This window comes from Acinetobacter sp. RF15B (assembly GCF_007558235.1).
In the GTDB taxonomy this organism is placed as follows: domain Bacteria; phylum Pseudomonadota; class Gammaproteobacteria; order Pseudomonadales; family Moraxellaceae; genus Acinetobacter; species Acinetobacter lwoffii_C.
The window spans coordinates 12293-36800 of record NZ_VLSR01000024.1 but is presented as its reverse complement, the minus strand read 5'-3'; the positions used below and the strand labels follow the sequence as shown (position 1 = coordinate 36800).

The window sequence follows — 24508 nt, the reverse complement described above, 5'->3', positions numbered from 1 at the left end:
AATTAGATGTCGACTGGTATTTCGCTGATCCCTATAGCGCCTGGCAGCGTGGAACAAATGAAAATACGAATGGATTGATCAGACAATATATTAGAAAAGGCAGTGACTTGAATGACTATACGGATGCATATATTGCAGAAATTACTCAGCGCTTGAATCATCGTCCAAGAAAAAGACTCGGCTTTAAAAGTCCGAGTCAGGTATTATGGCAACAACATGGTGTTGCACTTCAAATGCTAATCTAAGTCAATAAGAACCCGCATGGATGAGTGATTAATGTGGCCACTGCCCCAGTGTTACGCGGTCATTTCCACCATAATCCTTCAGGGTACGTACCTGCTTATAACCGGCCTGAGTAAACAGCTGACGTACTGCCTCCCCCTGATCATAGCCATGTTCCAGTACCACCCAGCCATTCACCGCAAGATGCTTTTTAGCTTGCAGAATAATCATTTCAATATCAGCCAGACCATGTTTGTCCGCAACCAGCGCACGTTCTGGTTCAGTCGCCAGATCTGGCATGTGCTCATCATCGGCATCAATGTACGGCGGGTTAGATACGATCACATCAAAAAACTGGCGGCCTAATGGTTTTAGCCATGAACCCAGTACAAACTGCACATGATTTAAATCATGCTTTTCAGCATTATATTTGGCGACTTCCAGTGTGGGTTCATAAATATCTGTAGCCGTCACTGCCCATTGAGGACGTTCAGATGCAAGAGATAAGGCAATCGCCCCTGTTCCTGTACCTAAATCGACCAGACGTGTATCTTCTGGCAGCTCCAGTTTCAGGACAGTTTCGACCAGCACTTCTGTATCTGGACGCGGCACTAGAGTATCTGGAGTCACTTTCAGATCCAGTGTCCAGAAAGGCTGCGAACCGGTGACATAGGCCAAAGGCTCACCCGCTGCAATACGTGCCAAACCTTCAATATAAGCCAGCTCCTGTTCTGCTGTCAGCTGCTGCTCTTTCTTCATTATCAAATCAAAAGAATCAATCTTGGTAATGTGCTCTAACAGCCAGGCATTTTCCTGACGCTCATAACTTTCAGCTTCGCCGCGTAAGGCCAGTGCTTCTAAAATATTCATTAGCCACCATTCTGCTGTGCCAGCATTGCAAGCTGATCAGCCTGATATTCGCGCTGCAAGCTATCGAGCAGCTCGGTCAGATCACCTTCCATCACGGCATCCAGCTTATATAAAGTCAGGTTAATGCGGTGATCTGTCATACGGCCTTGCGGATAGTTATAAGTACGGATACGCTCAGAACGGTCACCCGAACCCACCAGGTCACGGCGCATTTCCGAAGTCGCTGCATCAGCCGCAGCACGTTTGGCATTTTCCAGACGTGATGCCAGCAGCGCCATTGCCTTGGCTTTGTTCTTATGCTGTGAACGTTCTTCCTGACATTCCACCACAGTTCCCGTTGGAAGGTGGGTAATACGTACCGCAGAATCCGTTTTGTTCACGTGCTGACCACCGGCACCCGAAGCACGGTAAGTATCAATACGTAAATCTGCCGGATTAATATCCACAGTCGTATCTACATCAATTTCTGGCAGAATTGCCACCGTACAGGCGGAAGTATGCACACGGCCCTGAGACTCGGTCGCGGGTACACGCTGTACCCGGTGCGCGCCACTTTCAAATTTCAGGCGGCCAAAGACACCTTCACCTTTTACAAGACAAATGACTTCTTTATAACCGCCATGCTCGCCTTCGTTTTCAGAAAGTATCTCGATACGCCAGCCCTGCGTTTCTGCGAACCGACTATACATACGGAACAAATCGCCCGAGAAAATCGCCGCTTCATCCCCACCCGTTCCGGCACGAATCTCCAGATAAGCCGAGTTTGCATCATTCGGGTCTTTCGGAATCATCAGGATATTCAAATCAGCTTCCAGCTGCTCAGTCAGGGCTTTATTTTCCTTGATCTCTTCCTGTGCCATTTCCTTAAAGTCAGGATCGGATAACATTGCTTGCGCAGTTTCAATATCTTCTTCCGCCTGTTTGTATCTGCTCCAGACTTCACTAATCTCGGTCAAGTCATTATGCTCGCGAGACAATTGACGGAAGCGTTTGTTATCTGAAATGACTTCTGCATCAGCCAATAATGCAGTCAGTTCTTCGTGGCGGTCAGAGAGTTGGTCTAATCGTAAACGTAACGATTCTTTCATTTTCTAAAAAATCTCAAACATAGGCTGCAACTAAAACTCATTTAGCACAGCGAAATCAAAAAATTGCGCCTAGTTTAACGATTCTCTGGGTTAATGAACATCATTATTGAGTAAGTCCGCCTAGCAGATTTGTACGATCCTCAGATTTGTTAACCAATATGATCAAAATACTCGTGCTTGGTTTTTTATAAGCGATTGCATTCTTATTCTTCGCTCATTTTACAATTTGCCCAACAAAGCCAGCAAATATGGAGATTGATCTTCACATTTTTTTACGAATGATTTGTTACATTTTGCGCATCGAAATTAATTATAGTCCTGTAGGGACATGGAGTTGGACATGAAACTCAATGCAATTTTAATGAGTGCAGCACTTGCTGCCGGCTCAATGATGACTGTTAATGCACATGCCGACAGTACTGCACGTGTTGCAGCAGCCAGTGCTTTAGGCAGCGTTGCGGGTACGGCAGTGGGTAAAAATATGGGTGGTAATACAGGTGCAACCATTGGCGCCGTACTGGGCGGTGCAGGTGGCGCTGCAGTCGCGAGCAACAAGCGTAACCGCACCGAATCTGCAATCGGTGGTGCATTGGGTGGTGGCGCAGGCTATACCGTAGGTAAAAACATGGGCGGCACAAATGGCGGTTATATCGGTTCAGCATTAGGTGCTGCTGGTGGTGCAGCACTGGGTAACAAAATTTCTAAGGACAAAGCTGCTGATCGTGCTGCGGAAAAACGCTCTAAACACTGGAAAAAACGTCATCGCCATCACTAAGTTTTAAACCCACGATATTTAACAAGCACCTTCGGGTGCTTTTTTTAGTATGCTTTTTAATACCTTCTAAGATTATGAATAAATAAAGGATAAAACCCATACAGTTTTATAACATTGCCTTCATGCTCACTCAAATTTACTGCCTTAACTTATAAGTTATACAAATTAGATCCAGATATTTTATAGGTGTACTCATGAACTATAAGAATTTAATAATTGCTGTTATTGCAACCTCAGCCATGGGTATGACAGCAGCCAATGCCGGCAATTCAACCAATACTGCTCTTGCTTCTGCTCTGGGTGGAGTGGCCGGTGCTGCCGTAGGCAAACAGCTAGGTGGCCAAACTGGCGCAACCATTGGTTCAGCCATTGGCGGTGGTGCAGGCGCAGCAGTTTCAGCCAATAAACGTGATCGTAATGGTGCAATTATTGGTGGAGCACTGGGTGGTGGTGCCGGTTATGCAGTAGGCAATAACATGGGAGGCAGCAATGGCGGCTTGATTGGTGCAGCTTTAGGCTCTGCTGGTGGTTCAGTACTGGGCAAGAAAGTGAGTGAGGACCGCCGCTATGATGACCGTAATGATCGCCGTTATAATTCAAATGGCTATCGCTACAATGATTATCGCTATAACAATCGTCACGATAATGGCCGCCATTTAGGTCATTATAAAAATGGCAAACGCCGTTAATTTACTCTTCTTTTCTGTTTTACCCTTCAAGCATCTTCGGATGCTTTTTTTATGCTTTTGTATTTATATCGTTTTTTATCGATATACAAAACCGGCCTAAAATCGTATGCTGTCTACAATTATTTTTTATTTGGATTGATCATGCGCACACTCGCAGATATTCAATTTTCTATTCTTGAACTGGTGCCGGTTCGAGACGACAAAAGCATTCAATTTTCCTTGCAACATGCTTTAGAGTTAGCACAGACCGCTGAAAAACTGGGTTATCACCGGATGTGGCTGGCAGAGCATCATAATATGGACGGCATCGCCAGTTCGGCCACGGCTGTTCTCTTAGGCTATTTACTGGCAAACACCCAGACTCTCAAGTTGGGTTCAGGCGGAATTATGCTGCCCAACCATGCACCACTTATAGTAGCTGAACAATTCGGTACTCTGGCTACCTTATATCCGGGGCGCATTGAGCTGGGGCTGGGCCGCGCACCCGGAACAGATCAAATGACCATGCGTGCTTTGCGTCGTGGCCGTCAGGAAACTGAAGATCAGTTCCCGCAGGATGTTTTAGAAATTCTGCAATACTTTAAAGATCCGATTCCAGGCCAACGCATTGTGGCAACTCCAGGCCAAAGCACACACGTACCTGTGTGGTTATTAGGTTCGAGCCTGTTTAGTGCACAACTGGCAGCAAAACTCGGTCTACCCTATTCTTTTGCTTCGCACTTTGCCCCACGTATGCTGGGCCAGGCCATTCAATTATATCGTGACAACTTTGAACCCTCTGAATATCTGGACCGCCCTTATGTGTCGATGGGTGTACCCACCTGTGTGGCTGACACAGATGAAGAAGCTCACTATCTGGCCACCAGTGCTTATCAGCGAGTATTGGCGCTGATTCGTGGTCAAAGCCTGAAACTAAAAGCCCCTGTTAATTCGATGGAAGGCCTGTGGTCAGCCCCTGAAAAAATGTCCGTAGATAACTTCTTTGGCATGGCGCAAGTAGGTTCTAAAGCTACGGTAAAACAGGGCCTAGAATTACTCTTGGAAAAATATGAGGTTGATGAGTTTATTTTTACTTGTGATATTTATGATACAGACAAGCGCCTGCATAACTTTGATTTGCTCATGCATATCAAGAATGGGCAATAAAACTCCTCAATTAGAAGTTGAAATATTCTGCTCATCCTCACGCGTGAGCAGAAGAACTGCTTGCATACCACCGATGCAAGTTTTTTCTTTTTAAAATAGCTTTTTACGCGATCTCTCTTTCTATGCTTTAGTAGAAATCAAATCTCTGTTTCTATAAATTAGATGACTGCCTAAGTTAAATTTTCTGCTTTTATTGTTCCACAATTTTGTTTATATCTATTCAAAATAAAACCAATTAATAAATAATTTCAAGGAACACAAATGTCCAGCAAGCAGGATACACACATCGGTATTTTTGAAAATCGGGCTGAGTGTTTTCAGCAATTTACGGGAGTTCAACTTGCTTCTTCCAAACTGGCTGAATTTGATTGTGCAGGAAAACACATTGCGATTATCGGAACCGATCAGTTTACGGTCAGTCAGCTTGACCGGCTCACTCAGCAAGCTCAATCCGTTAAAGTTTTCCAGATTAGTCCGCAATTTATCTTGCCTTGCTCTACCCGTAGCTTGCAGCGCATGTTTCACCATCCTTTAATCAGCAAAAATAGACGCCTGTTCAATAACCGGGTTAAAAGCATACTTTCACTGCGCTATCTGGAAAATCAAGTCGCCAATGTCTGGTTAAGACGTCAGTTAATGCCTAATCTGGCAACGCCGCCCAAAGTGTACTTAAAGTCCGATGATTATTATGTCGCGCTACAGCGTGAAAACTGCCAGCTCATTACTTGGCCAATCCTGAAAATTACAGGCAATGTTCTCTATTGTATTAATGGAGATCAGCATCAAGTCGAAGTTATTGTGCATACTTATTTACCAGAACATGATGCACAATAGTCATTTACATAAGCTTCGATGACTTTTAAGACCCTCTAAGCCACCTCAGCAATGAGAATTAAGCTGCTTAAGTAACCAGAATTAATAATGATTCAGCTCTTTTATTTCTCAATGTGATTGTAAACATTTTCTGTAATTATAATTCTCATATTTTATTTCTATAAATTTGGAAGATTTGTTTATTTTTATCTATAAATCAAGACCAAGCTAAGGCTTGGTCCTGGATATTTTTCAACCGATACGACGCTTGAGACCTGTCATCTGTAGCACACGGGTGGAAATCTCTTCAATCGACATTTCCGAGACATTCAGGTATTTAATGCCTTCTGAAATATAGATCCCTTCAATCGCACGCAGCTCCATCTGGCACTGACTAAAACTTGCATAGCGGCTATTGGCTTTACGTTCGGTACGGATTGCCACCAGACGGTCTGCATCAATCATCAGGCCGAAAAGCTTGTTCTTATGCGGTCTGAGTACTGCTGGCAGGCGATTGTCATCCAGGTCTTCCTCAGTCAATGGATAGTTGGCCACACGAATTCCAAACTGTAAAGACAGATAAATGGAGGTGGGTGTTTTACCCGAACGTGACACACCAATCAGGATCAAATCAGCTTTATCATAATGGCGGGTACGTGCGCCATCATCATTATCGAGTGCAAAATGAACTGCATCAATACGGGCCTTATAAGATTCAGAATCTGTAACCGCATGAGTCTGACCGACTAAAGTCGTAGGAATCGTGCCTAACTCATCAGCCAATTTACTAATAAGTCCTTCAAATACATCAAGATTTACCGCATTTGCTGTATTAATAATATCGCGCACATAAGGATCAACCAAAGTATCAAATACCAGAGGTTTTTCACCGTCTATTTGAGCTCTTGCATTGATCTCTGCCACCACACTTGTAGCGGCTTCTTCAGAGCTAATGTAAGGGATAATATGAATGTCAAATTTTACATGTGGAAACTGCGCTAACAGCGAGTGGCCAAGCGTTTCAGCGGTGATGGCAGTACCATCTGAAATAAAGAAAACACTACGCTGAATTTGTTTACCTTCTGACATTAAAATTCTCCTCAAACATTTGTCTTAGTGCTATATAATCTTTATAGTAAACCGATCTTACATGACTGTCGCTTAGTAAAATCAAAAACCTAGACGATTTGCTATACTCTCATGCCAAGATAGTGATTAATACTGCAAAAGTGGAGTAACAACTTTGGAAGCGCGCGTAATTGGTCTTGAAAAATTAGGGAAGCACGACGTTGAGCTTGTTGGTGGGAAAAACTCATCACTAGGTGAAATGATCAGCCATTTATCAAATGCTGGTGTATCAGTGCCAGGTGGTTTTGCAACAACTGCAAATGCCTATCGTGAATTCCTCGAGCAAAGTGGCCTAAACGCTAAAATTAATGCAGAGCTTGCAGCACTGAATGTAGATGATGTAAATGCTCTGGCTGAAACTGGCGCAAAAATTCGCCAATGGATTGTGGATACTCCACTTACAGCGGAATTAGAAAAAGAAATTCGTACAGCTTTTGCAGAGCTTTCAAACGGCAACCCTGACATCGCGGTTGCCGTTCGTTCATCTGCGACCGCAGAGGATTTACCCGATGCATCTTTTGCAGGCCAGCAAGAAACCTTCTTGAACATTCGCGGCATTGACAACGTGCTGATCGCAATTAAAGAAGTGTTCGCCTCTTTGTACAACGACCGCGCAATTTCTTATCGTGTACACCAAAATTTTGCCCATGACGTGGTTGCCCTTTCTGCAGGTGTACAACGCATGGTTCGCTCTGAAACAGGTGCTGCCGGTGTAATGTTTACGCTGGATACAGAATCTGGTTTCCGTGATGCGGTATTTATCACTGCATCTTATGGCCTGGGTGAAATGGTAGTACAGGGTGCGGTTAACCCGGATGAATTCTATGTCTCCAAGCCTCTTCTCAATGCTGGTCGACACGCGATTTTACGCCGCAACCTAGGTTCTAAACACCAAAAAATGATCTACGGTGAGGAAGGTGCTGCAGGTAAGTCTGTAGTTGTTGTGGATGTAGAAAAAGCAGATCGTCAACAGTTCGCACTGAATGATCAAGAACTTCAAGAACTTGCTAAACAAGCAATCATCATTGAAAATCACTATGGCTCACCAATGGATATTGAATGGGCGAAAGACGGTGATGACGGTAAAATTTACATTGTTCAAGCACGCCCTGAGACTGTAAAGAGCCGTGAAAACGTTGGTACAATGGAGCGCTACCTGTTAAAACAACGTGGCACCGTAATTTGTGAAGGCCGTTCAATCGGTCAACGCATCGGTTCTGGTAAAGTCCGTATCGTGACCTCTATTAAAGAGATGGACAAAGTACAAGATGGTGACGTACTTGTATCTGACATGACTGACCCGGACTGGGAACCAGTGATGAAGCGTGCTGCTGCTATTGTGACGAATCGTGGTGGTCGTACCTGTCATGCGGCTATTATTGCTCGTGAACTTGGCGTTCCAGCGATTGTCGGCTGTGGTAATGCTACCGAAGTTCTGACAGATGGTCAGGAAGTGACGGTATCATGTGCAGAAGGTGATACTGGTTTCATTTATGAAGGCGCACTTGATTTCGAAATTCAAACCAACTCTATCGAATCAATGCCAAAACTGCCGTTCAAAATCATGATGAATGTCGGTAACCCGGATCGGGCATTTGACTTTGCACAAATTCCAAACGAAGGGATTGGCTTAGCTCGTCTGGAGTTCATCATCAACCGTATGATTGGTGTGCATCCTAAAGCGCTATTAAATATTGACAGCCTGCCACGTGAAACTCGTGCTGCAGTTATGGCACGTACTGCGGGCTATGCGTCTCCGATTGAGTTCTATGTAGAAAAACTGGTCGAAGGTATTTCTACCCTTGCTGCTGCATTTGCTGACAAGCCAGTGATTGTGCGTATGTCTGACTTCAAGTCAAACGAATATGCCAACTTGATCGGTGGTAAGTTATACGAACCAGAAGAAGAAAACCCTATGTTGGGCTTCCGTGGTGCCAGCCGTTATGTGTCTGACAACTTCCGTGACTGCTTCGAACTTGAATGCCGCGCACTGAAGAAAGTACGTGACGAAATGGGCTTAACCAACGTACAGATTATGATTCCATTCGTACGTACAGTTGCTGAAGCAAAACGTGTAATCGAACTTCTTGCCCTAAATGGCTTGAAACGTGGCGAAAATGGCCTGAAAGTTATTATGATGTGTGAATTGCCAACGAACGCATTATTAGCTGAACAGTTCCTGGAACACTTCGATGGCTTCTCAATCGGTTCAAATGACTTGACTCAGCTTACACTTGGTCTGGACCGTGACTCTGGTATCGTCTCTCACCTGTTTGATGAACGTGATCCAGCCGTTAAAGCGCTACTTTCGATGGCTATCCATGCTTGCCGTAAAGCAGGCAAATATGTAGGCATCTGTGGTCAAGGTCCTTCAGACCATCCAGATCTTGCACAATGGCTCATGGAACAAGGCATTGAATCTGTGTCTCTAAACCCAGACTCTGTACTAGATACCTGGTTCTTCCTGGCTGAAGAAAAAGCTCAAAAAGCATAACTAAATGCTGATAAAAAAGACCCGTTTCAGGGTCTTTTTTATGGCTTAAAGATAGTGATAAATCAGTTTCCAGAACAGCTTAGTCCATTGATTTTTAATTATTTTAATATAGGTCACTCTGTACACATTCCTAATCCAAGAACAAACAAATACCAACATTTAATTACTCTATAAATTGCCATAATTAATTAGCACTGAAATCCATATTCGAGTACTAAAATCACGAATCCTTGCTACACTAGTTTCACCCAGAGAGAATTTCGGTTATCAATATTCTTGAAAATACTGAATTTATCTCTATATCTAAACACAGGCGCTTCTATTTGTTTTAACATAAAACGCAAGAAAGTCTGATTTCAGTTCTTTTTTCAAATTTACATTTTGAGATTCAGTTTATATGCAGATTTACTTGGCACGAAATAATCAACAAGCTGGTCCTTATACCTTGGAACAACTCAATCAGATGCTTGCTGACCAGCAAGTGTTACTGACTGATCTGGCTTGGCATCAGGGTATGACAGAGTGGAAGGCTTTAGGTGAACTGACGCAAGGAAAATCAGTATATATGCCTGAGGGCTATATCCCCCCCGCGCCTGCACCTGCATCAACCACCTATCAGCACACCACCTCAACCCCAGCCTCTTCTACGCAGACCCACGCTCAACATACAACCAATAAAAATGAGCTGGCCAGCATCCCGAGTCGTATTCTTGCCAAGATTGTTGATCTGTTATTGTGGCTTCCTGCGACGTTCATTTTGACAGCTTTCTTTACACCGGCACAGGAAACTCAGTTTGCAACCCTGAATCAGGAGTTTATAAATGTCATGCTGGACAGCAATGCTGACCCTGCTCTGGCACAACAATTACAAACCCAAATGTTCGAAATGTTCTCACAGCAGGCCTGGATCGCCACCGCGCTTTACCTCATTATCATGCTGGCGATACAGGCTTTTCTGATTGCGAAATCAGGACAGAGTATCGGGAAAAAACTAACCAAAATTAAGATTGTAGATGCTGAAACTGGGGAGAAAACCAGTCTGCTACGTGCTTTTACAATTCGTAGTGTGTGCTTTATTTTCTTGAATATCATGCTTATGCCAATCAGCACAATCATTGACTGGGCTTTTGGTCTGGGGGAAAAACGACAGACCCTGCATGATAAACTTGCTAAAACACAAGTCGTAAAACAATAACTTATCAATCTTTTAAATGGGATGGAGTGCATCCCATTTTCCTTCATTACTTTGAAATTAAAATAAAATTCCAACAATTATTCTTAAATCCCGACCAGCAAAATCAGTTTCTTTTACAGGGATTTAAAGCACCTTTATATATAGCTTAGTTTATCAATATCAGGCATAATGCCCCACAACGTAGCGGTGTGTTGTGACCAGAAGGATGTTTTTATAAAAAATCAGCCTTTTTAGTCATGCCACACTTTAATCGCTATCCCATATTAAATTAGGGAATGGGACTCTTCACCGAGGTTGTAAAATGAGACAAACAATTTTAGCTGTATTGTCTTTATCTGCGATGGCTGCACTCTTAACTGGGTGTGGTGGTGATTTAGTACTTCTGAACTCTAAAGGTCCAGTTGCTGAAGGTCAAAGTAACCTGATGATGACTGCGATCTACTTAATGCTGTTGGTGGTTATTCCATCTATCATTATGGCATTATGGTTCGGTTGGAAATATCGCGCATCGAATAAAGACGCAGACTATAAACCTACATGGGCACACTCTACTGCGATTGAAATTGTAGTATGGGGTATTCCTGTCATTATTATTGGTGTTTTAGCCTGGTTAACTTGGTGGGGTTCCCACAAGTATGACCCATACCGTCCAATTGAGGCGGATAAAGCACCACTAACTGTTCAAGTAATTGCAGAACAATTCAAATGGATTTTCATCTATCCTGAGCAAAATATTGCAACTGTTAACGAATTGCGTTTCCCTGAGAAAACTCCGGTAAGCCTTCGTTTAACCTCTAACTTCACGATGAACTCGTTCTTCATCCCGGCGTTAAGTGGTCAGATCTATGCAATGGCAGGTATGCAAACCCACTTGAATATCTTGGCTGATGAAACTAGCCCGGCTGAAGGCTACCGCGGTTTCTCTTCCAACTACTCAGGTTACGGCTTCTCACAAATGCATTTCCGTGCTCACTCTGTGACAGATGCTCAGTTTGCTGAATGGGTTTCTGCTGTTCAGTCAGGTAATGGTACTTCAGTCAATTCAAAAGCAGTTCAAAAGACTGTTTTAGATCAAGCTGAATTTGCAGCCTTACGTGATGGCAACCGTTCACAAAAACAAATTGATGCAATGGTTCGTAATGCAAGAACAGATCTAGAGAAAAAACTCGCTGCAACTGCTCAGGCAGAAGGTCCATATAAGACTCAGCCACATCCTGTGACTTATTATTCTTCTGTAGAGCCGGGCTTGTTTGAATCTGTGATTAATAACTATATGAGTAACTACCATGGTGCTGACCATTCAGCTCCGGCTGTAGAGGCTACAGCGACTGACGCTGCTGCTCATGATGAAGCTGCGGCTTCTGAAGCTCATGTAGCTGTTGAACATGCGACTGCTTCTCAAGGAGAATAAGAATGAGCTTCTTAGGTAAGTTAGGTCCAGATGCAATTCCTTACGATCCAATCGTATTGGTCACAGTTGCAATGATGATCTTGGGTGGTATCGCAGTTGTTGCCGGTATTACCTACTTCAAGAAATGGGGCTACTTGTGGAACGAATGGTTCACATCGGTAGACCATAAAAAAATTGGTATCATGTATATCCTCGTATCAGTGATTATGCTGGTGCGTGGTTTCGCCGATGCGATCATGATGCGTCTTCAGCAGTTCCTTGCAAAAGGTGGTGGCGAAGGCTACTTACACCCTGAACACTATGACCAGATCTTCACCGCACACGGTGTAATCATGATCTTCTTCGTAGCGATGGGTCTTGTTGTTGGTTTAATGAACATCTCTGTACCGCTTCAAATCGGTGCACGTGACGTTGCATTCCCATTATTGAACTCTTTAAGCTTCTGGCTATTCGCTGGTGCTGCGGGTCTGATGATGGTTTCACTTGCTCTAGGTGAATTCGCAGCAACAGGTTGGATGGCGTATCCACCACTGTCAGGTATTGAATATTCACCTGGCGTCGGTATGGATTACTATATCTGGGCACTACAGATTTCTGGTCTCGGTACGCTTCTAACGGGTGTTAACTTCTTTGTTACCATCATTAAAATGCGTGCACCTGGCATGAAGCTGATGGAAATGCCGATCTTTACCTGGACTGCACTATGTACGTCTGTACTGATCATTGCCGCATTCCCGGTGTTAACTGCAACAATTGCAATGCTAACGCTTGACCGTTACTTCGGTTTCCATTTCTTTACGAACGACCTAGGCGGCAGCCCGATGTTGTACGTAAACCTGATTTGGACATGGGGTCACCCGGAAGTATATATTCTGATTTTACCTGCTTTTGGTATTTACTCAGAAGTTGTAGCAACATTCTGCCGCAAAACGCTATTTGGTTATAAATCGATGGTGTATGCAACAGTAGCAATCACAGTATTGTCATTCGTTGTATGGGTTCACCACTTCTTTACCATGGGTGCAGGTGCCAACGTTAACGCGTTCTTCGGTATCATGACCATGATTATTGCGATTCCTACAGGTGTGAAAATCTTCTCTTGGTTATTCACCATGTATAAGGGTCGTATTGTCTACACTACGCCAATGCTATGGACACTGGGCTTCCTGGTGACTTTCGGTATTGGTGGTATGACTGGTGTATTGATGGCGGTTCCACCAGCGGACTTCCTGGTACATAACTCTTTGTTCCTGATCGCTCACTTCCATAACGTAATTATTGGTGGTGTAGTATTTGCAATGTTCGCAGGTATTATTTTCTACTGGCCAAAAATGTTTGGCTGGAGACTGAATGAAACTTGGGGCAAACTGGCGTTCTGGTTCTGGTTCTTCGGTTTCTACTTTGCATTCATGCCGCTTTATATCCTTGGTTTCATGGGTATGACTCGTCGTCTGAATACATTTGACAACCCAGACTGGGATCCGTATGTAAACATTGCAATGTTCGGTTCTGTCCTAGTTGCATTTGGTATCGTATGTTTCATTATGCAAATCGTAGTTGGCTTCCTACAGCGTGACCAACGTCTAGATTTGACTGGCGATCCATGGGATGGTCGTACGCTTGAGTGGTCTACTTCTTCCCCTGCTCCGTTCTACAACTTTGCCTATCTTCCGAAGATCAATGGTATTGATACTTTCTGGACTGACAAAGAAAATGGTGTTGCTTATGCAAAACCAACGAAGTATGAAGACATCCACATGCCGACTAACCGTGCTGCTGGTTTCGTTATCGCTATGTTTATCACCGTAATGGGCTTTGCGTTAATCTGGCACATCTGGTGGTTAGTATTCGTTACTTTCATTGCTTCAATTATCAGCTTCATCGTTTCTTCTTTCACCAAGAAAGTGGATTACTATGTTCCGGCTGCTGAAGTAGAGCGTATTGAAAACGAACGCTATGCGATCCTTGATAAACACTTGAAGAAGGACTAAGACAATGGCTGAAGTACTTCATCATCAGAACCACGGACACGATGAGCATCATCACGATGATACTGACATCACAGTCTTTGGTTTCTGGACTTACTTGATGAGTGACCTTATCCTGTTTGGTACACTCTTCATTGCGTTCGCTGTTTTAAGTAGCCACATTCCAGTGGGTACGCCAAGTGCAAAAGATCTTTTTGGCGATTCTTTAGGTTTTGTATTAACTGAAACCTTTGCTCTCTTGATCTCTTCTGTAACTTTTGGTTTTGCGGTTCTTGCTGCATACAAAAAAGATGTTGCAAAAGTATTAACTTGGTTAGCAATTACCTGGGTATTCGGTGCAATCTTCATCGGCATGGAGCTATATGAGTTCAATCATTTAGTTCATGCAGGTCACGGTCCAAGCGCAAGTGCGTTCTTATCTGCGTTCTTTACTCTAGTTGGTACGCATGGTATTCACGTAACTTCTGGTCTGGTGTGGATGATCGTGTTAATGGTTCAAATCAAGAAATATGGTTTGACTCTGGCAAACACACGTCGTCTTGCTTGCCTAAGCTTGTTCTGGCACTTCCTTGACATCGTTTGGATCTGTGTATTCAGCGTAGTTTACTTGATGGGAGTTCTGTAATGAGTCACGATCATAACTCAGCTGGTGCAGCACACGGTAACACTAAGCAATATACAATCGGCTTTATCCTGTCTGTTATTCTGACTATCATTCCATTTGGTATGGTCATGGCAGGCGGTTTTGGTCGCGGTATCTTGATCACAGTCATTGCGATTACTGCAGTTGCCCAGATTCTTATACAGCTAATCTACTTCTTGCACATGAACTCTTCTTCAGAGCAGCGCTGGAACGTGATTGCATTCGTGTATACCATCTTAACCATCTCTATTCTTTTAGTGGGTTCTGTATGGATCATGAATTACCTACACTACAACATGATGATCTAAACTGGTTGTCATGCTGAAAAAGTATTTATTCCTGACGAAGCCAGGGATTCTCTTTGGTAACTTCGTTACCACTTTGGGTGGCTACTTTGTAGCCACTCAAGGTTCTGTAGATTTCCTTCTCTTGCTCCTTACTCTTCTGGGTACTACGCTTGTAGTTGCCTCAGGATGTGTGGTCAATAACGTTATTGATCAGGACATCGACCAGAAAATGCAGCGCACGCAAAACCGTGCTCTGGTGCAAAAAACTATTTCTGTTCCTGTAGCCTTGGCTTTTGCCCTGGTGCTAGGTGTGATTGGTTTTGGTATTTTATGGTTTTGGGTAAATGCATACGCTTTCCTATTCGCGGTCATTGGTTTTGTCGTATACGTTGGTTTTTACAGCTTATGGACAAAACGAACGACTATTCATCAAACTATTGTCGGCAGTATTTCCGGCGCATCTCCACCTGTCATTGGCTATACGGCTGTAGTCGGTCAGTTTGACATGGGTGCGTTACTCATCTTTTTAGGTTATGCCTTCTGGCAAATGCCCCACTCTTGGGCAATTGCAATTTACCGCTTTGATGACTACAACAATGCCAATATTCCAATTTTGCCTGTAGCTCGTTCGATTTATCGGACCAAGATTGAGTCATTTATTTATGTCGTATTATTTACACTGACAATGAATGCACTATTTATCTATGGCTATGCAAACTGGATTTATGTCATTATTCTCAATGCGCTTTGTATTTATTGGCTGTATTTAGGAGTAATTGGATTTAAGGCTGAAAATGACCAGCTCTGGGCAAAACGTTATTTTCTGTTTTCTGTCCTGCTGATTACCATTATCAGTATTTCATTCAGTTTTACCTCTACTCTACCCGCCAATCCAATCGTATTTTTTTAAAAAGATAGAGTTAGTCTCTATCTTTTTTATTTCTCTTTATGGAGTTTTTGCTAAAACAAAATATTCAAAATAAATTAAAAATGTTCATTTCATATAGCAATTATAAAAAGCTCCATACTGTATTTAGCCGCTTTATTATTATTTTCTAGTCTTCATTCTGTCAGTTATTCGGCAAGGTATTGCACCACGACCATAAGAGCAAAAAATCCGGCTAGTCATCAGCTAAGCTGGAGTACACAAGACTATCAACAGGTGCTGAGTTTACTCAGTCAGTGGTAGTAGCGAGAAAATCAGGTAAAAGGCTTACAGATTGATTTCGATAATAAAATCCAAAATCTATATGAGTGTGCTTTATTTTTACATCAGCTGCGTCAGAAATTGCCTCGTCAATATCAACTCAGTATTACCAATTTGTTGGACTGGACCAATTTTCGGGATGCCCCCAAGCTGGCCAATAATGATGAAATGTCTATTCAAACAGGGATACGCACCGCTGTGGATTATGAAACTTCTTTGCAACACACTCGCCAATTGGGTTTGGCTTTTAAGGTGGGCTTGGTACAACATGGAAGATTCAACCCTCACTTAAATTATCAGCAGTCTCCCCTATTTAAAGACCATATCCTCTTGCTGCTCAGAACAAAACCAAGATTTTGATCATGCAATTTATGCCAATCCTATTGTATTTTTTACCAAAACCCACTAAAATTCACGCTTCGCAAACACTGCGACACAACCCAGGTTGTGACTCCTTGCTTCAATTTATCCAAATTGGGGCTGTGTAAACCGTAAGGAGCTGACAATGCGTCACTACGAAATCGTACTATTGGTACATCCAGACCAAAGCGATCAAGTTGTGGGTATGGTAGAACGTTACCTAACTCACATCAAAGAAGCTGAAGGTCAAATCCACCGTCTTGAAGACTGGGGCCGTCGTCAATTGGCTTACCCAATCAACAAGATCCACAAAGCTCACTACATTCTAATGAATGTTGAGTGTGGTCAAACTACTCTTGATGAGCTTGAAGAATTATTCCGTTATAATGACGCAATCATTCGTAGCCTTATCATCCGTCGTGAAAACGCTATCACTGAAGAGTCTTTACTGGCTAAAAGTGCTGAAGAAAAACGTGCGCGTAAAGCTCAACGTGAAGAAGCACAACAAGCTCAAGACTCTGCTGAAGCATAAGGAGAACATAACATGGCACGTTTCTACCGTCGTCGCAAGTTCTGCCGCTTTACAGCTGAGAACGTTACATATATCGACTACAAAGATATCGACACTTTAAAACAGTACATCACTGAAAATGGCAAGATTGTTCCTAGCCGTATTACAGGTACTAAAGCTCGTTATCAACGTCAATTAGCGCTTGCTATCAAACAAGCTCGCTACTTGTCTTTGATCCCTTACACTGACAATCATAAGTGAGGTTGAGCTGTGGATATTATCTTATTACAACGCATTAAAAACCTTGGTAAATTAGGCGATAAAGTTTCAGTTAAAGCTGGTTACGGCCGTAACTTCCTTATCCCTCAAGGTAAAGCAGTTGCTGCTACTGAAGCAAACACTGCTGCTTTTGAAGCTCGTCGTGCTGAACTTGAGAAGCAAGAAGCTGATATTTTAGCTGCTGCTCAAGCACGTGCTGACCAATTGAACGAAGTAAACATCGTTATTACTGCTAAGTCAGGTGACGAAGGTAAACTATTCGGTTCAATCGGTACTCGTGACATCGCTGACGCGTTGACAAATGCTGGTCTTGAAGTTGACCGTGCTGAAGTTCGTCTTCCAAATGGCGCACTTCGCAACACTGGTGAATTCAACATCGCAATTCAATTGCACCATGATGTTGTTGCAGAAGTTCTAGTTACAATCGTAGCTGAGTAATTTCTCACCATAAAAAGGGCATGCGTGAGCATGCTCTTTTTTTATCTCTAAAAAATGTCAGTCCTCCCACTCGACTGTTTAAAATTCATTTTATTATTCGTGTTGATAAAAAATTAGGCTTCGCATTTGATGCCAGAGCGCGTATCATTTCATATCGTAGTGAATGAAAGCTATTCATCTCCGATAATATTTGACCATTGTTTTTAAAATCAGGGATTTATATGTCACAGGCGAATGCCAGCATCAAGGCAACTAGCGCTAAACCAGAAATTGTTACTGAAAATAGCAGTCTCAAGGAGTTTCGCACTCCACCTCACAATTTAGCGATTGAACAAGCTGTACTTGCTGCCCTGATGACTGTGGCTGAATCTTTTGAACAGGTTGGCGACGTACTGACCGAAAATGATTTCTATGCAACACGCCACAAATATATTTTCCGTGCAATTGAACAGCTGTCCAAAGAAAACTCACCTTATGATGCTGTGCTGGTACATGACTGGCTGATCAAGCAAAACTTACTGGAAGCGGTTGGCGGTGAAGAATACCTGATGCAATTGATGGCAGATTCTCCTTCAAGTTTCTATAACCTGGAAACTTATGCAGGTAAAATTAAGGAGTTCTCCACCCTTCGTAGCATGATTAAGGTCAGTTCTGAAATTTTGCAGAACGCCTATGACACCAAAGGTCGTCCAGTCAGTGAAATTCTGGATCTGGCCGAAACCAATATTTTCTCGATTGCCGAACAGCATAATAATAATGCCAAGGCGCAAGGCCCGAAAGCGATTAACACCGTCGTTGCCGATGTATTTGACAAGCTGAACGAACTGTCACAAATGGAAGGCAGTATTACTGGTCTGACTACAGGCTTTGTAGAACTGGATAATAAAACTTCCGGGATGCAGGCCGGTGATTTAATTATTGTTGCAGCGCGTCCATCTATGGGTAAAACCACTTTTGCCATGAATCTGGTCGAAAGCGTCCTGTTTAATAATAATTTGCCAGCTCTGGTGTATTCAATGGAGATGCCCGCTGACTCCATTGCCATGCGTATGATTTCTTCTTTTGGCCGTGTGCATCAGGGGCATTTACGGGCCGGTAAAATGGATAGTGATGAATGGTCCAAAGTGACCAGTACGATTGTGCATTTACAGGAAAAGCACCTCTATATTGATGATTCATCTGCCCTACCACCAACAGAAGTTCGTGCGCGTGCGCGCCGTATTGCCAAAATGCATGGCGGTAAACTGGGCTGTATCATGGTCGACTATTTGCAGCTGATGAAAGTTCCTGGTATGGGGGATAACCGTGTCGGTGAGATTTCGGAAATTTCCCGAAGCCTGAAGGCACTGGCCAAAGAAATGCAGTGTCCGGTCATTGCCTTGTCCCAGCTCAACCGTTCTCTGGAAAACCGGCCAAATAAACGTCCGGTGATGTCAGATCTGCGTGAATCTGGTGCGATCGAGCAGGATGCCGACTTGATCATGTTTATTTACCGTGATGAGGTTTATAACAAGGAATCCAAAGAAGCCGGGACTGCCGAAATTATTATTGGTAAACAGCGTAATGGTCCAATTGGCACCGTTCGTCTGGCCTTTGAAGGTCAATATACCCGTTTTAGTAATCTGTCTCCTGAGTTCTATGCTCAGTATGAGGATGATGAGTAATCATTCTCACATTTCCACCGTCCCTTAAGGAGTAATTTAGGGTGCGTCAAGCTACAGTTTATATTGACAGTTCTGCCCTGCAATATAATTTAAACCGTGTCAAACAACTTGCCCCAAGCGCTAAAATCGTCAGCATGGTCAAAGCCAATGCTTATGGACATGGAGTTAAAGACTGCTTAGCAGCCTTAAAAGAGAGTGATGCCTTCGGGGTCGCCTGCCTGCAAGAAGCTCTGGAAATCCGCCAACTCGGATATCAGCAGCCCATCACCCTGATTGAAGGGGTTTTTTCAGTTGATGAAATGCCAGTGGTCATTGAACAAAATATTGAAATTGTTGTGCATCACCAGCAACAGCTAGACTGGCTATTGGCCTATAAAGAGGCCTATAACGCTAAAAAACTGAAAGTCTGGGTTAAACTGAATAGTGGCATGAACCGTCTTGGTTTTAAGCTTGAATACATTAAAGATGTTATTCATCAGCTCAAAGCCGAAGGCTTTAATTGCGTCCTGGCGATGCATTTTGCCAATGCCGATGCTGATCATCCTTTAAATGACGAACAGATTCGCCAGTTCCTTGAAGTCAAAAATGACTGTGCGCCGCTCATGGGTTCCTGCTGTAATTCGGCAGCGATTTATAAGTATCCCGAATTGCATTTTGATTTTGTTCGTCCCGGGATTATGCTTTACGGCGCCTCCCCCTTTGCAGATAAAACAATTCATGACCTGGACTTAAAACCTGTCATGACATTTACCGCAGAAATTATCGCGCTGAATTCAATTAAAGCGGGAGAGTCTGTGGGATATGGTTCAACCTTTACCGCTGACCAAGATATGGATTTAGCCATTGTTTCAATTGGCTATGGGGATGGCTATCCGCGTGCTTTCTCTCAACAAAACTATGTTGCGATTAATGGCCAGACTACCCGTGTGATTGGTCGCGTAGCCATGGACATGATTGCAATTGAGGTCACGGGCTTAAATGTAGATTTAGGCACCGAGGTTGAGCTTTGGGGGCAAACCCGTTTGGTGGATGATGTGGCTGAAGCCAATGGCACCATTGGTTATGAGCTGCTTTGCCGTCTGACCAACCGCCCACGACGTAAAGTGCTGTCAACATAAATTTTATCAGCAATAAAAAGCCCGACCTTGAGTGGGGCTTTTTATTGTCCGAGATCATTTATTACTTATTAAAGAAAATACTCACTTGAAGGCGTCGGTAATTCTGCCAGACCCTTTTTTAAAGTTTCCGACCATTGACGGCTAATATCAGTAAAATACTTATCATCTTCTGCAATCCGCTTACCCTTCGGCATCATCAGACTATTTTTTTTATACACCAGCACATCTAGTGGCATTCCCACAGATACATTAGAACGTAAAGTTGAGGCAAAAGAGATGAGAGAACAACGCAGCGCCTCATCTAATGGCATATCATAGGTCAAGGCGCGGTCCAAAATCGGTTTGCCGTATTTACTTTCTCCAATCTGGAAATATGGCGTATCCGTTGTCGAGCAAATAAAATTACCTTGCGGATAAATATGGTAAAGCTGCATTTCCTGATCTTTAATCTGTCCGCCCACCAGCAAATTACAATAATAGGTACTTTGCTCCTGCACATCCTCAGTAACATTGGCGATGACTTTTTTCAGTATACTGCCAATCAGCTCTGCCACATCAAACATGGTATGCAAACTGAGTATATTCGGCTCCTGTTTCAACTCCAGATGGTTTTTAATGTGACCAATCACCGCCTGGCTTGTCGCCAGGTTTCCCGAGGCTTGAACCACAATCAGACGCTCTCCATCCACCCCGAAAGTATATAGTTTACGAAATACTGAAATATGATCCACACCCGCATTGGTTCGGGTGTCACTAATAAAAACCATTCCTTGTTCTAAACGTAGTGCACAACAATAGGTCATTATTTGATTCCTGTTAACAGCCTAATATCTGGAAGATAGAATACATAGATTCCTCTCCTCCTTTTCCGTTACCCTGCATGCGGGTTACATCCTGATCATCCCAACCAGCGGCAATATATGCCTCGGTACTTGCCCTACACAGCTGATGACTAATATCAAGACAATACTACTTTTTCTTAATTTATACTTCTGCCCAAGCATGACTTACTAAATGACGGGCCTCAAAAATATCGCATAGCACACTTATTTCGACTTAAACAAGATACATGCAGAAATGGTAGATTAAAAACCAATAGCATATCGCCTGTAATAAGTCGGTTCACCTTCAATTAGAGATCAGCCTCGAATAACTGATGAATATGATCACTGAACTGATAAAACTGGATGGAACTCGGTGTACGGCGTAATTGCTGCCAGTATTCCTCCAAATCTTCCCATCCCATCTCAACTAAAGTTTCAACAAGATAATCAATTTTAGTTAAGGTCTTTTGAGTGTCTATGGCTAAACGTAGCTGTTGATCCAGTTGATCTAAAGACTGGCCCAAGCTGAAAAATAAAAAGATATCCGGGGATTCTGCCTCCAAGACATCTTCGCAATCATGAACAACATCACAGATATAAGCAGCATTTTCATGAGTAGTTTTAATCAGCCTGCTCAGTTCTGAATAGGCGCTGGCTGATAAAACTCCCCGTAACTTCTGAATCTTCTCCTGAGCTTGCTTAAAATAGTACCTGAAAGAAGCGGGTTGTTTCGCATCCAGGATTAACTCATTTAACGAGCTGGCATCAAAAGCCGGTAGGCAAAAGGCATGGGCATAATTAAGTGCCGCCTCATCATCCAGAAATGGAAAATGCGAACATAAAAACTGGGTTCGGGATAAATATCGACCTAACCAAAAAATATGCTGCGCATTGGTATTCAACAAGACCATGACGTTTTCCTTCGTTGGCTGTGAATGCAGATTGTCAACTACTCCCGTATTTTTTTCTTACCCTTAGGATAAACTACCACCAGAGATCGCTTATCGCGTTAAACTGCTCGATACTATTTCAGCACACTAAACTGAACTTAAAAAATGTAAATCAGTAAGGTGCTCTAAAAATATTGATATTGAATTATTTGAATTAGAACCAAATTCAAAGTAGGCTACACAATATAAAGATACAAGCTAACCACGATTCTTTTTCCAAATATTTTAAATATTTCAATTGACTGCTTAGAAGCCAGTCGCCCGACCAGTATTCAGTGACCCAAACCTTAAGCTGCTCTCACGATCCACTAACCTCCACAAGACAAAATATATTTCACATATTTTACCTGAGGGCTTTGGTAGCTCAGAACATTTTGACAAGTACTGTCTCATCCAAAATAAAATCCGATTATGTTATCGATATAGGGAAGGTTGATTTATCATTTACTGCCCCCTGCTCTTGATGCATGGGCAATTACAATATGGTGCTATACAGATTACTATTAAATTGGGAGTACCTCAGTTCTTCTCTGCTTTAAAGTAAAAAATCAAGATACACTATCGATACATTTATAAATAACATTAACTAGATGATAGCCACCTATGGTTTTTACATAAACCTTCATGCTTACCACAAAAAGGTTACGCGATGTTACCAAGAGCCTATCTATTACTCTTGCCAGAAAAACAGTTCATAATATGCGCTGTTAAAGTAACCGATATCAAGATCACCACCAAAGACCGGTTAGTATCGGCTCTTTCAATCAGAATTCTTGTTAATGTTTTTGATTATTTCCGTGCTGAAAACATGAAACTGTTCAAATAATTTAGGCTTTAATTTTTGACTTATCTTCAGGTATTTTATCATTTCGACAACTTCGAAAGATGTTCTTAAATTATCTTCGAGCATGACTCATTCGGCCGTGGAATCACAGATCATATTAATCCTGCGAATCTGGCTATATTTCATGGATAACTTTTTAAAGGCAACTGCTGGTATAAAAGTTGCGAAGGGCGGAGCTTAATTACTTTGATAATTACAGGGTCTGAATTAATTTCGTCTCTCACCTGAGCTTTTGTAGCTTGATTTGTTTGAAGCCCACAAACCTCTTGTTCAGCCTCTAGTTTAATACAATCAAAACCATCTCCATGCCATGAGCTTGATTAACTTAGCCAATATTCACCTGATCTTGGCTCTATAAACTCCATACGATTTTCCAGCATTTTTTTTGTATTATAAAGCTCTTGTTGCGCAGAATGACTTGCGAAAAAAATGCGGATTTCATATTGTGTTACTCTCTTTATCTACACTTGTCCTATTGATAGCCAGTAAAATATATTATGTCAGCACAAGAAAAAGAAACCTCGAATAGTCTTTATCGCCAATGGCAAATCTTGTCGCGTCTTTCTACCGGTAAATGGATGGGAACACGTGAATTACAGGAAATCCTGAACCGTGAAGGCATTGAAATCAGCTTGCGGACCATTCAGCGTGACCTAAACCAGATTGCCCAGCGCTTTCCGATTGAAAGCAGTAAAACGACACCGCAGGGCTGGCGCTGGCGTTCAGATGCTCCTATTCAAAGCTTGCCTCATATGACCAGTTCGCAGGCTGTAACCTTTATGATGGTAGAAGAACACCTGAAGCATCTGCTACCGCCTAGCCTGATTGATGAAATGAATCCCTGGTTTGATCTGGCACGACGTAGTCTTTCTTCGCAAAATAATGTCCGGCAATGGATCAACCGGGTCCGGATTGTACCGGCCACCCAACCGCTGATTCCGCCTTTTGTCGATAAGGTTGCCCAGCAAGCCATTTATGAAGCTTTATTACAGGACAAGCAACTGGAATGTGTCTATCAGGGCCGTGGTCTTCAGAGTGAGGAAAAAACCTATATTCTGAATCCACTGGCTTTGGTACAAAAAGGTTCCATTATTTATCTGGTCTGTACCCGTCATGATAAGTCCGATATTCAAACCTTTGCCCTGCACCGCTTTAAATCCGCAATTGTGCTGAATTCCCGTGCTTTGCATCCTGTAAATTTTGATATTGATGATTATATTGAATCAGGGGCGCTGGGCTTTCGCGTCGATTTCAACCATCCAACTGAAAATGTCACCCTGAAACTGACCATGGATGAGGTAGATGCCCACTATTTTGAAGAAAGCCAGCTCAGCAAAGACCAAAAAATTGAAAAGCTGGAAAATGGCATGTTCCTGATCAGTGCGACTGTCCCCTTTACTTCGCAACTGACCTGGTGGTTACGCAGCTTTGGAAAAAAAATCAAACAGATAGAGCCTACCACTGTAGCGAATGCAGTCTATCAGCTTGATAGTCAGGATTCTCAATAGAATATCCACTCAACTTTAAAAATCCCATAGTATAAAAAGTCCCCCTATTGGGGACT

Annotated in this window: 24 protein-coding genes and 1 pseudogene; 19 read left to right on the top strand and 6 right to left on the bottom strand. The window is 42.8% G+C overall.

Annotation, left to right across the window (positions count from 1 at the left end):
• Nucleotides 1–245 (top strand): IS30 family transposase (locus E2K74_RS13235; protein WP_151205968.1); only part of this gene is annotated, 245 nt, incomplete at its 5' end.
• A gap of 28 nt (nucleotides 246–273) precedes the next feature.
• Here the strand turns inward: E2K74_RS13235 and prmC are convergent.
• Both prmC and prfA read right to left on the bottom strand, forming a co-directional pair.
• Nucleotides 274–1092, bottom strand: a complete 819-nt coding sequence (gene prmC, locus E2K74_RS13230; protein ID WP_151208118.1) for a peptide chain release factor N(5)-glutamine methyltransferase — start codon at nucleotides 1090–1092, stop codon at nucleotides 274–276.
• The gene (prfA, locus tag E2K74_RS13225) at nucleotides 1092–2180 is read right to left on the bottom strand and encodes a peptide chain release factor 1 (protein ID WP_151208117.1); all 1089 of its coding nucleotides are present in this window, start codon (nucleotides 2178–2180) and stop codon (nucleotides 1092–1094) included. Before prfA ends, prmC begins: the two co-directional genes overlap by 1 nt.
• 340 nt (nucleotides 2181–2520) lie before the next feature.
• Here prfA and E2K74_RS13220 point away from each other — a divergent pair, with 340 nt between their 5' ends.
• The 4 genes from E2K74_RS13220 (at nucleotide 2521) to E2K74_RS13205 (ending at nucleotide 5624) form a co-directional block, all read left to right on the top strand.
• Nucleotides 2521–2955, top strand: coding sequence for a glycine zipper domain-containing protein (locus E2K74_RS13220; RefSeq protein ID WP_151208116.1), 435 nt, complete (start codon nucleotides 2521–2523; stop codon nucleotides 2953–2955).
• A 194-nt stretch (nucleotides 2956–3149) separates the two neighbouring features.
• On the top strand, nucleotides 3150–3644 hold the full coding sequence (locus E2K74_RS13215) for a glycine zipper domain-containing protein (RefSeq protein ID WP_151208115.1): 495 nt from the start codon (nucleotides 3150–3152) through the stop codon (nucleotides 3642–3644).
• Between the two features lie 141 nt (nucleotides 3645–3785).
• Nucleotides 3786–4790, top strand: coding sequence for an LLM class flavin-dependent oxidoreductase (locus E2K74_RS13210; protein WP_151208114.1), 1005 nt, complete (start codon nucleotides 3786–3788; stop codon nucleotides 4788–4790).
• Nucleotides 4791–5051: 261 nt separating this feature from the next.
• On the top strand, nucleotides 5052–5624 hold the full coding sequence (locus E2K74_RS13205) for a flavoprotein (RefSeq protein ID WP_151208113.1): 573 nt from the start codon (nucleotides 5052–5054) through the stop codon (nucleotides 5622–5624).
• Nucleotides 5625–5855: 231 nt separating this feature from the next.
• Here E2K74_RS13205 and E2K74_RS13200 read toward each other — a convergent pair whose 3' ends face one another.
• Nucleotides 5856–6692, bottom strand: coding sequence for a pyruvate, water dikinase regulatory protein (locus E2K74_RS13200; protein WP_151204401.1), 837 nt, complete (start codon nucleotides 6690–6692; stop codon nucleotides 5856–5858).
• Nucleotides 6693–6846: 154 nt separating this feature from the next.
• On the opposite strand from E2K74_RS13200, the gene ppsA reads away from it, so the two are divergent.
• The 13 genes and pseudogenes from ppsA (at nucleotide 6847) to alr (ending at nucleotide 20326) form a co-directional block, all read left to right on the top strand.
• A complete protein-coding gene (gene ppsA / locus E2K74_RS13195) occupies nucleotides 6847–9225 on the top strand; it encodes a phosphoenolpyruvate synthase (RefSeq protein ID WP_151208112.1) in 2379 nt (792 codons plus the stop codon).
• Nucleotides 9226–9622: 397 nt separating this feature from the next.
• Nucleotides 9623–10420, top strand: a complete 798-nt coding sequence (locus E2K74_RS13190) for an RDD family protein (RefSeq protein ID WP_151208111.1) — start codon at nucleotides 9623–9625, stop codon at nucleotides 10418–10420.
• Nucleotides 10421–10721: 301 nt separating this feature from the next.
• Nucleotides 10722–11831: a ubiquinol oxidase subunit II gene (gene cyoA, locus E2K74_RS13185; protein ID WP_151208110.1), complete on the top strand. Its 1110-nt coding sequence runs from the start codon at nucleotides 10722–10724 to the stop codon at nucleotides 11829–11831.
• A 2-nt stretch (nucleotides 11832–11833) separates the two neighbouring features.
• Nucleotides 11834–13822 carry a cytochrome o ubiquinol oxidase subunit I gene (gene cyoB / locus E2K74_RS13180; RefSeq protein WP_151204405.1) on the top strand — a complete coding sequence of 663 codons (1989 nt, stop codon included), beginning with the start codon at nucleotides 11834–11836 and terminating at the stop codon, nucleotides 13820–13822.
• A 4-nt stretch (nucleotides 13823–13826) separates the two neighbouring features.
• Entirely contained in the window at nucleotides 13827–14444 is a 618-nt protein-coding gene (gene cyoC, locus E2K74_RS13175; RefSeq protein ID WP_151204406.1) for a cytochrome o ubiquinol oxidase subunit III, read from the top strand.
• A complete protein-coding gene (locus tag E2K74_RS13170) occupies nucleotides 14444–14770 on the top strand; it encodes a cytochrome o ubiquinol oxidase subunit IV (protein ID WP_151204407.1) in 327 nt (108 codons plus the stop codon). Before cyoC ends, E2K74_RS13170 begins: the two co-directional genes overlap by 1 nt.
• 10 nt (nucleotides 14771–14780) lie before the next feature.
• Complete coding sequence (gene cyoE, locus E2K74_RS13165) at nucleotides 14781–15659, top strand: heme o synthase (protein ID WP_151208109.1); 879 nt, start codon at nucleotides 14781–14783, stop codon at nucleotides 15657–15659.
• Nucleotides 15660–15962: 303 nt separating this feature from the next.
• Nucleotides 15963–16316 (top strand): annotated as a pseudogene (locus E2K74_RS13160) (DUF3142 domain-containing protein); the annotation flags it as partial.
• A 145-nt stretch (nucleotides 16317–16461) separates the two neighbouring features.
• Nucleotides 16462–16848 (top strand): 30S ribosomal protein S6, encoded by a 387-nt coding sequence (gene rpsF, locus E2K74_RS13155; RefSeq protein ID WP_004696436.1) that lies wholly within the window; start codon nucleotides 16462–16464, stop codon nucleotides 16846–16848.
• Between the two features lie 12 nt (nucleotides 16849–16860).
• Complete coding sequence (gene rpsR / locus E2K74_RS13150; RefSeq protein WP_004278792.1) at nucleotides 16861–17088, top strand: 30S ribosomal protein S18; 228 nt, start codon at nucleotides 16861–16863, stop codon at nucleotides 17086–17088.
• A gap of 9 nt (nucleotides 17089–17097) precedes the next feature.
• Nucleotides 17098–17544 carry a 50S ribosomal protein L9 gene (gene rplI / locus E2K74_RS13145; protein ID WP_151204409.1) on the top strand — a complete coding sequence of 149 codons (447 nt, stop codon included), beginning with the start codon at nucleotides 17098–17100 and terminating at the stop codon, nucleotides 17542–17544.
• Between the two features lie 221 nt (nucleotides 17545–17765).
• The gene (dnaB, locus tag E2K74_RS13140; RefSeq protein ID WP_151204410.1) at nucleotides 17766–19208 is read left to right on the top strand and encodes a replicative DNA helicase; all 1443 of its coding nucleotides are present in this window, start codon (nucleotides 17766–17768) and stop codon (nucleotides 19206–19208) included.
• Nucleotides 19209–19249: 41 nt separating this feature from the next.
• Nucleotides 19250–20326: an alanine racemase gene (gene alr, locus E2K74_RS13135; protein ID WP_151208107.1), complete on the top strand. Its 1077-nt coding sequence runs from the start codon at nucleotides 19250–19252 to the stop codon at nucleotides 20324–20326.
• Between the two features lie 68 nt (nucleotides 20327–20394).
• On the opposite strand, the gene E2K74_RS13130 is transcribed toward alr, so the two are convergent.
• From E2K74_RS13130 to E2K74_RS15150, 3 genes are all read right to left on the bottom strand, one after another.
• Nucleotides 20395–21129, bottom strand: coding sequence for a proteasome-type protease (locus tag E2K74_RS13130; RefSeq protein WP_151204412.1), 735 nt, complete (start codon nucleotides 21127–21129; stop codon nucleotides 20395–20397).
• Nucleotides 21130–21458: 329 nt separating this feature from the next.
• On the bottom strand, nucleotides 21459–22061 hold the full coding sequence (locus E2K74_RS13125) for an alpha-E domain-containing protein (RefSeq protein WP_151208106.1): 603 nt from the start codon (nucleotides 22059–22061) through the stop codon (nucleotides 21459–21461).
• A 587-nt stretch (nucleotides 22062–22648) separates the two neighbouring features.
• The gene (locus tag E2K74_RS15150) at nucleotides 22649–22783 is read right to left on the bottom strand and encodes a circularly permuted type 2 ATP-grasp protein (RefSeq protein ID WP_151208119.1); all 135 of its coding nucleotides are present in this window, start codon (nucleotides 22781–22783) and stop codon (nucleotides 22649–22651) included.
• Nucleotides 22784–23441: 658 nt separating this feature from the next.
• On the opposite strand from E2K74_RS15150, the gene E2K74_RS13115 reads away from it, so the two are divergent.
• On the top strand, nucleotides 23442–24452 hold the full coding sequence (locus tag E2K74_RS13115) for a helix-turn-helix transcriptional regulator (protein ID WP_151204414.1): 1011 nt from the start codon (nucleotides 23442–23444) through the stop codon (nucleotides 24450–24452).
• Nucleotides 24453–24508: the final 56 nt, after the last annotated feature.

Coding starts and splice junctions, on each gene's coding strand:
- E2K74_RS13220 (WP_151208116.1), top strand. CDS start 2,521: ATGAAACTCAATGCAATTTTAATGAGTGCAGCACTTGCTGCCGGCTCA.
- cyoC (WP_151204406.1), top strand. CDS start 13,827: ATGGCTGAAGTACTTCATCATCAGAACCACGGACACGATGAGCATCAT.
- E2K74_RS13205 (WP_151208113.1), top strand. CDS start 5,052: ATGTCCAGCAAGCAGGATACACACATCGGTATTTTTGAAAATCGGGCT.
- E2K74_RS13130 (WP_151204412.1), bottom strand. CDS start 21,129: ATGACCTATTGTTGTGCACTACGTTTAGAACAAGGAATGGTTTTTATT.
- E2K74_RS13210 (WP_151208114.1), top strand. CDS start 3,786: ATGCGCACACTCGCAGATATTCAATTTTCTATTCTTGAACTGGTGCCG.
- E2K74_RS13170 (WP_151204407.1), top strand. CDS start 14,444: ATGAGTCACGATCATAACTCAGCTGGTGCAGCACACGGTAACACTAAG.
- dnaB (WP_151204410.1), top strand. CDS start 17,766: ATGTCACAGGCGAATGCCAGCATCAAGGCAACTAGCGCTAAACCAGAA.
- E2K74_RS13125 (WP_151208106.1), bottom strand. CDS start 22,061: ATGGTCTTGTTGAATACCAATGCGCAGCATATTTTTTGGTTAGGTCGA.
- rpsF (WP_004696436.1), top strand. CDS start 16,462: ATGCGTCACTACGAAATCGTACTATTGGTACATCCAGACCAAAGCGAT.
- prmC (WP_151208118.1), bottom strand. CDS start 1,092: ATGAATATTTTAGAAGCACTGGCCTTACGCGGCGAAGCTGAAAGTTAT.
- E2K74_RS13215 (WP_151208115.1), top strand. CDS start 3,150: ATGAACTATAAGAATTTAATAATTGCTGTTATTGCAACCTCAGCCATG.
- rpsR (WP_004278792.1), top strand. CDS start 16,861: ATGGCACGTTTCTACCGTCGTCGCAAGTTCTGCCGCTTTACAGCTGAG.
- prfA (WP_151208117.1), bottom strand. CDS start 2,180: ATGAAAGAATCGTTACGTTTACGATTAGACCAACTCTCTGACCGCCAC.
- cyoE (WP_151208109.1), top strand. CDS start 14,781: ATGCTGAAAAAGTATTTATTCCTGACGAAGCCAGGGATTCTCTTTGGT.
- E2K74_RS13115 (WP_151204414.1), top strand. CDS start 23,442: ATGTCAGCACAAGAAAAAGAAACCTCGAATAGTCTTTATCGCCAATGG.
- E2K74_RS13190 (WP_151208111.1), top strand. CDS start 9,623: ATGCAGATTTACTTGGCACGAAATAATCAACAAGCTGGTCCTTATACC.
- E2K74_RS13200 (WP_151204401.1), bottom strand. CDS start 6,692: ATGTCAGAAGGTAAACAAATTCAGCGTAGTGTTTTCTTTATTTCAGAT.
- cyoA (WP_151208110.1), top strand. CDS start 10,722: ATGAGACAAACAATTTTAGCTGTATTGTCTTTATCTGCGATGGCTGCA.
- cyoB (WP_151204405.1), top strand. CDS start 11,834: ATGAGCTTCTTAGGTAAGTTAGGTCCAGATGCAATTCCTTACGATCCA.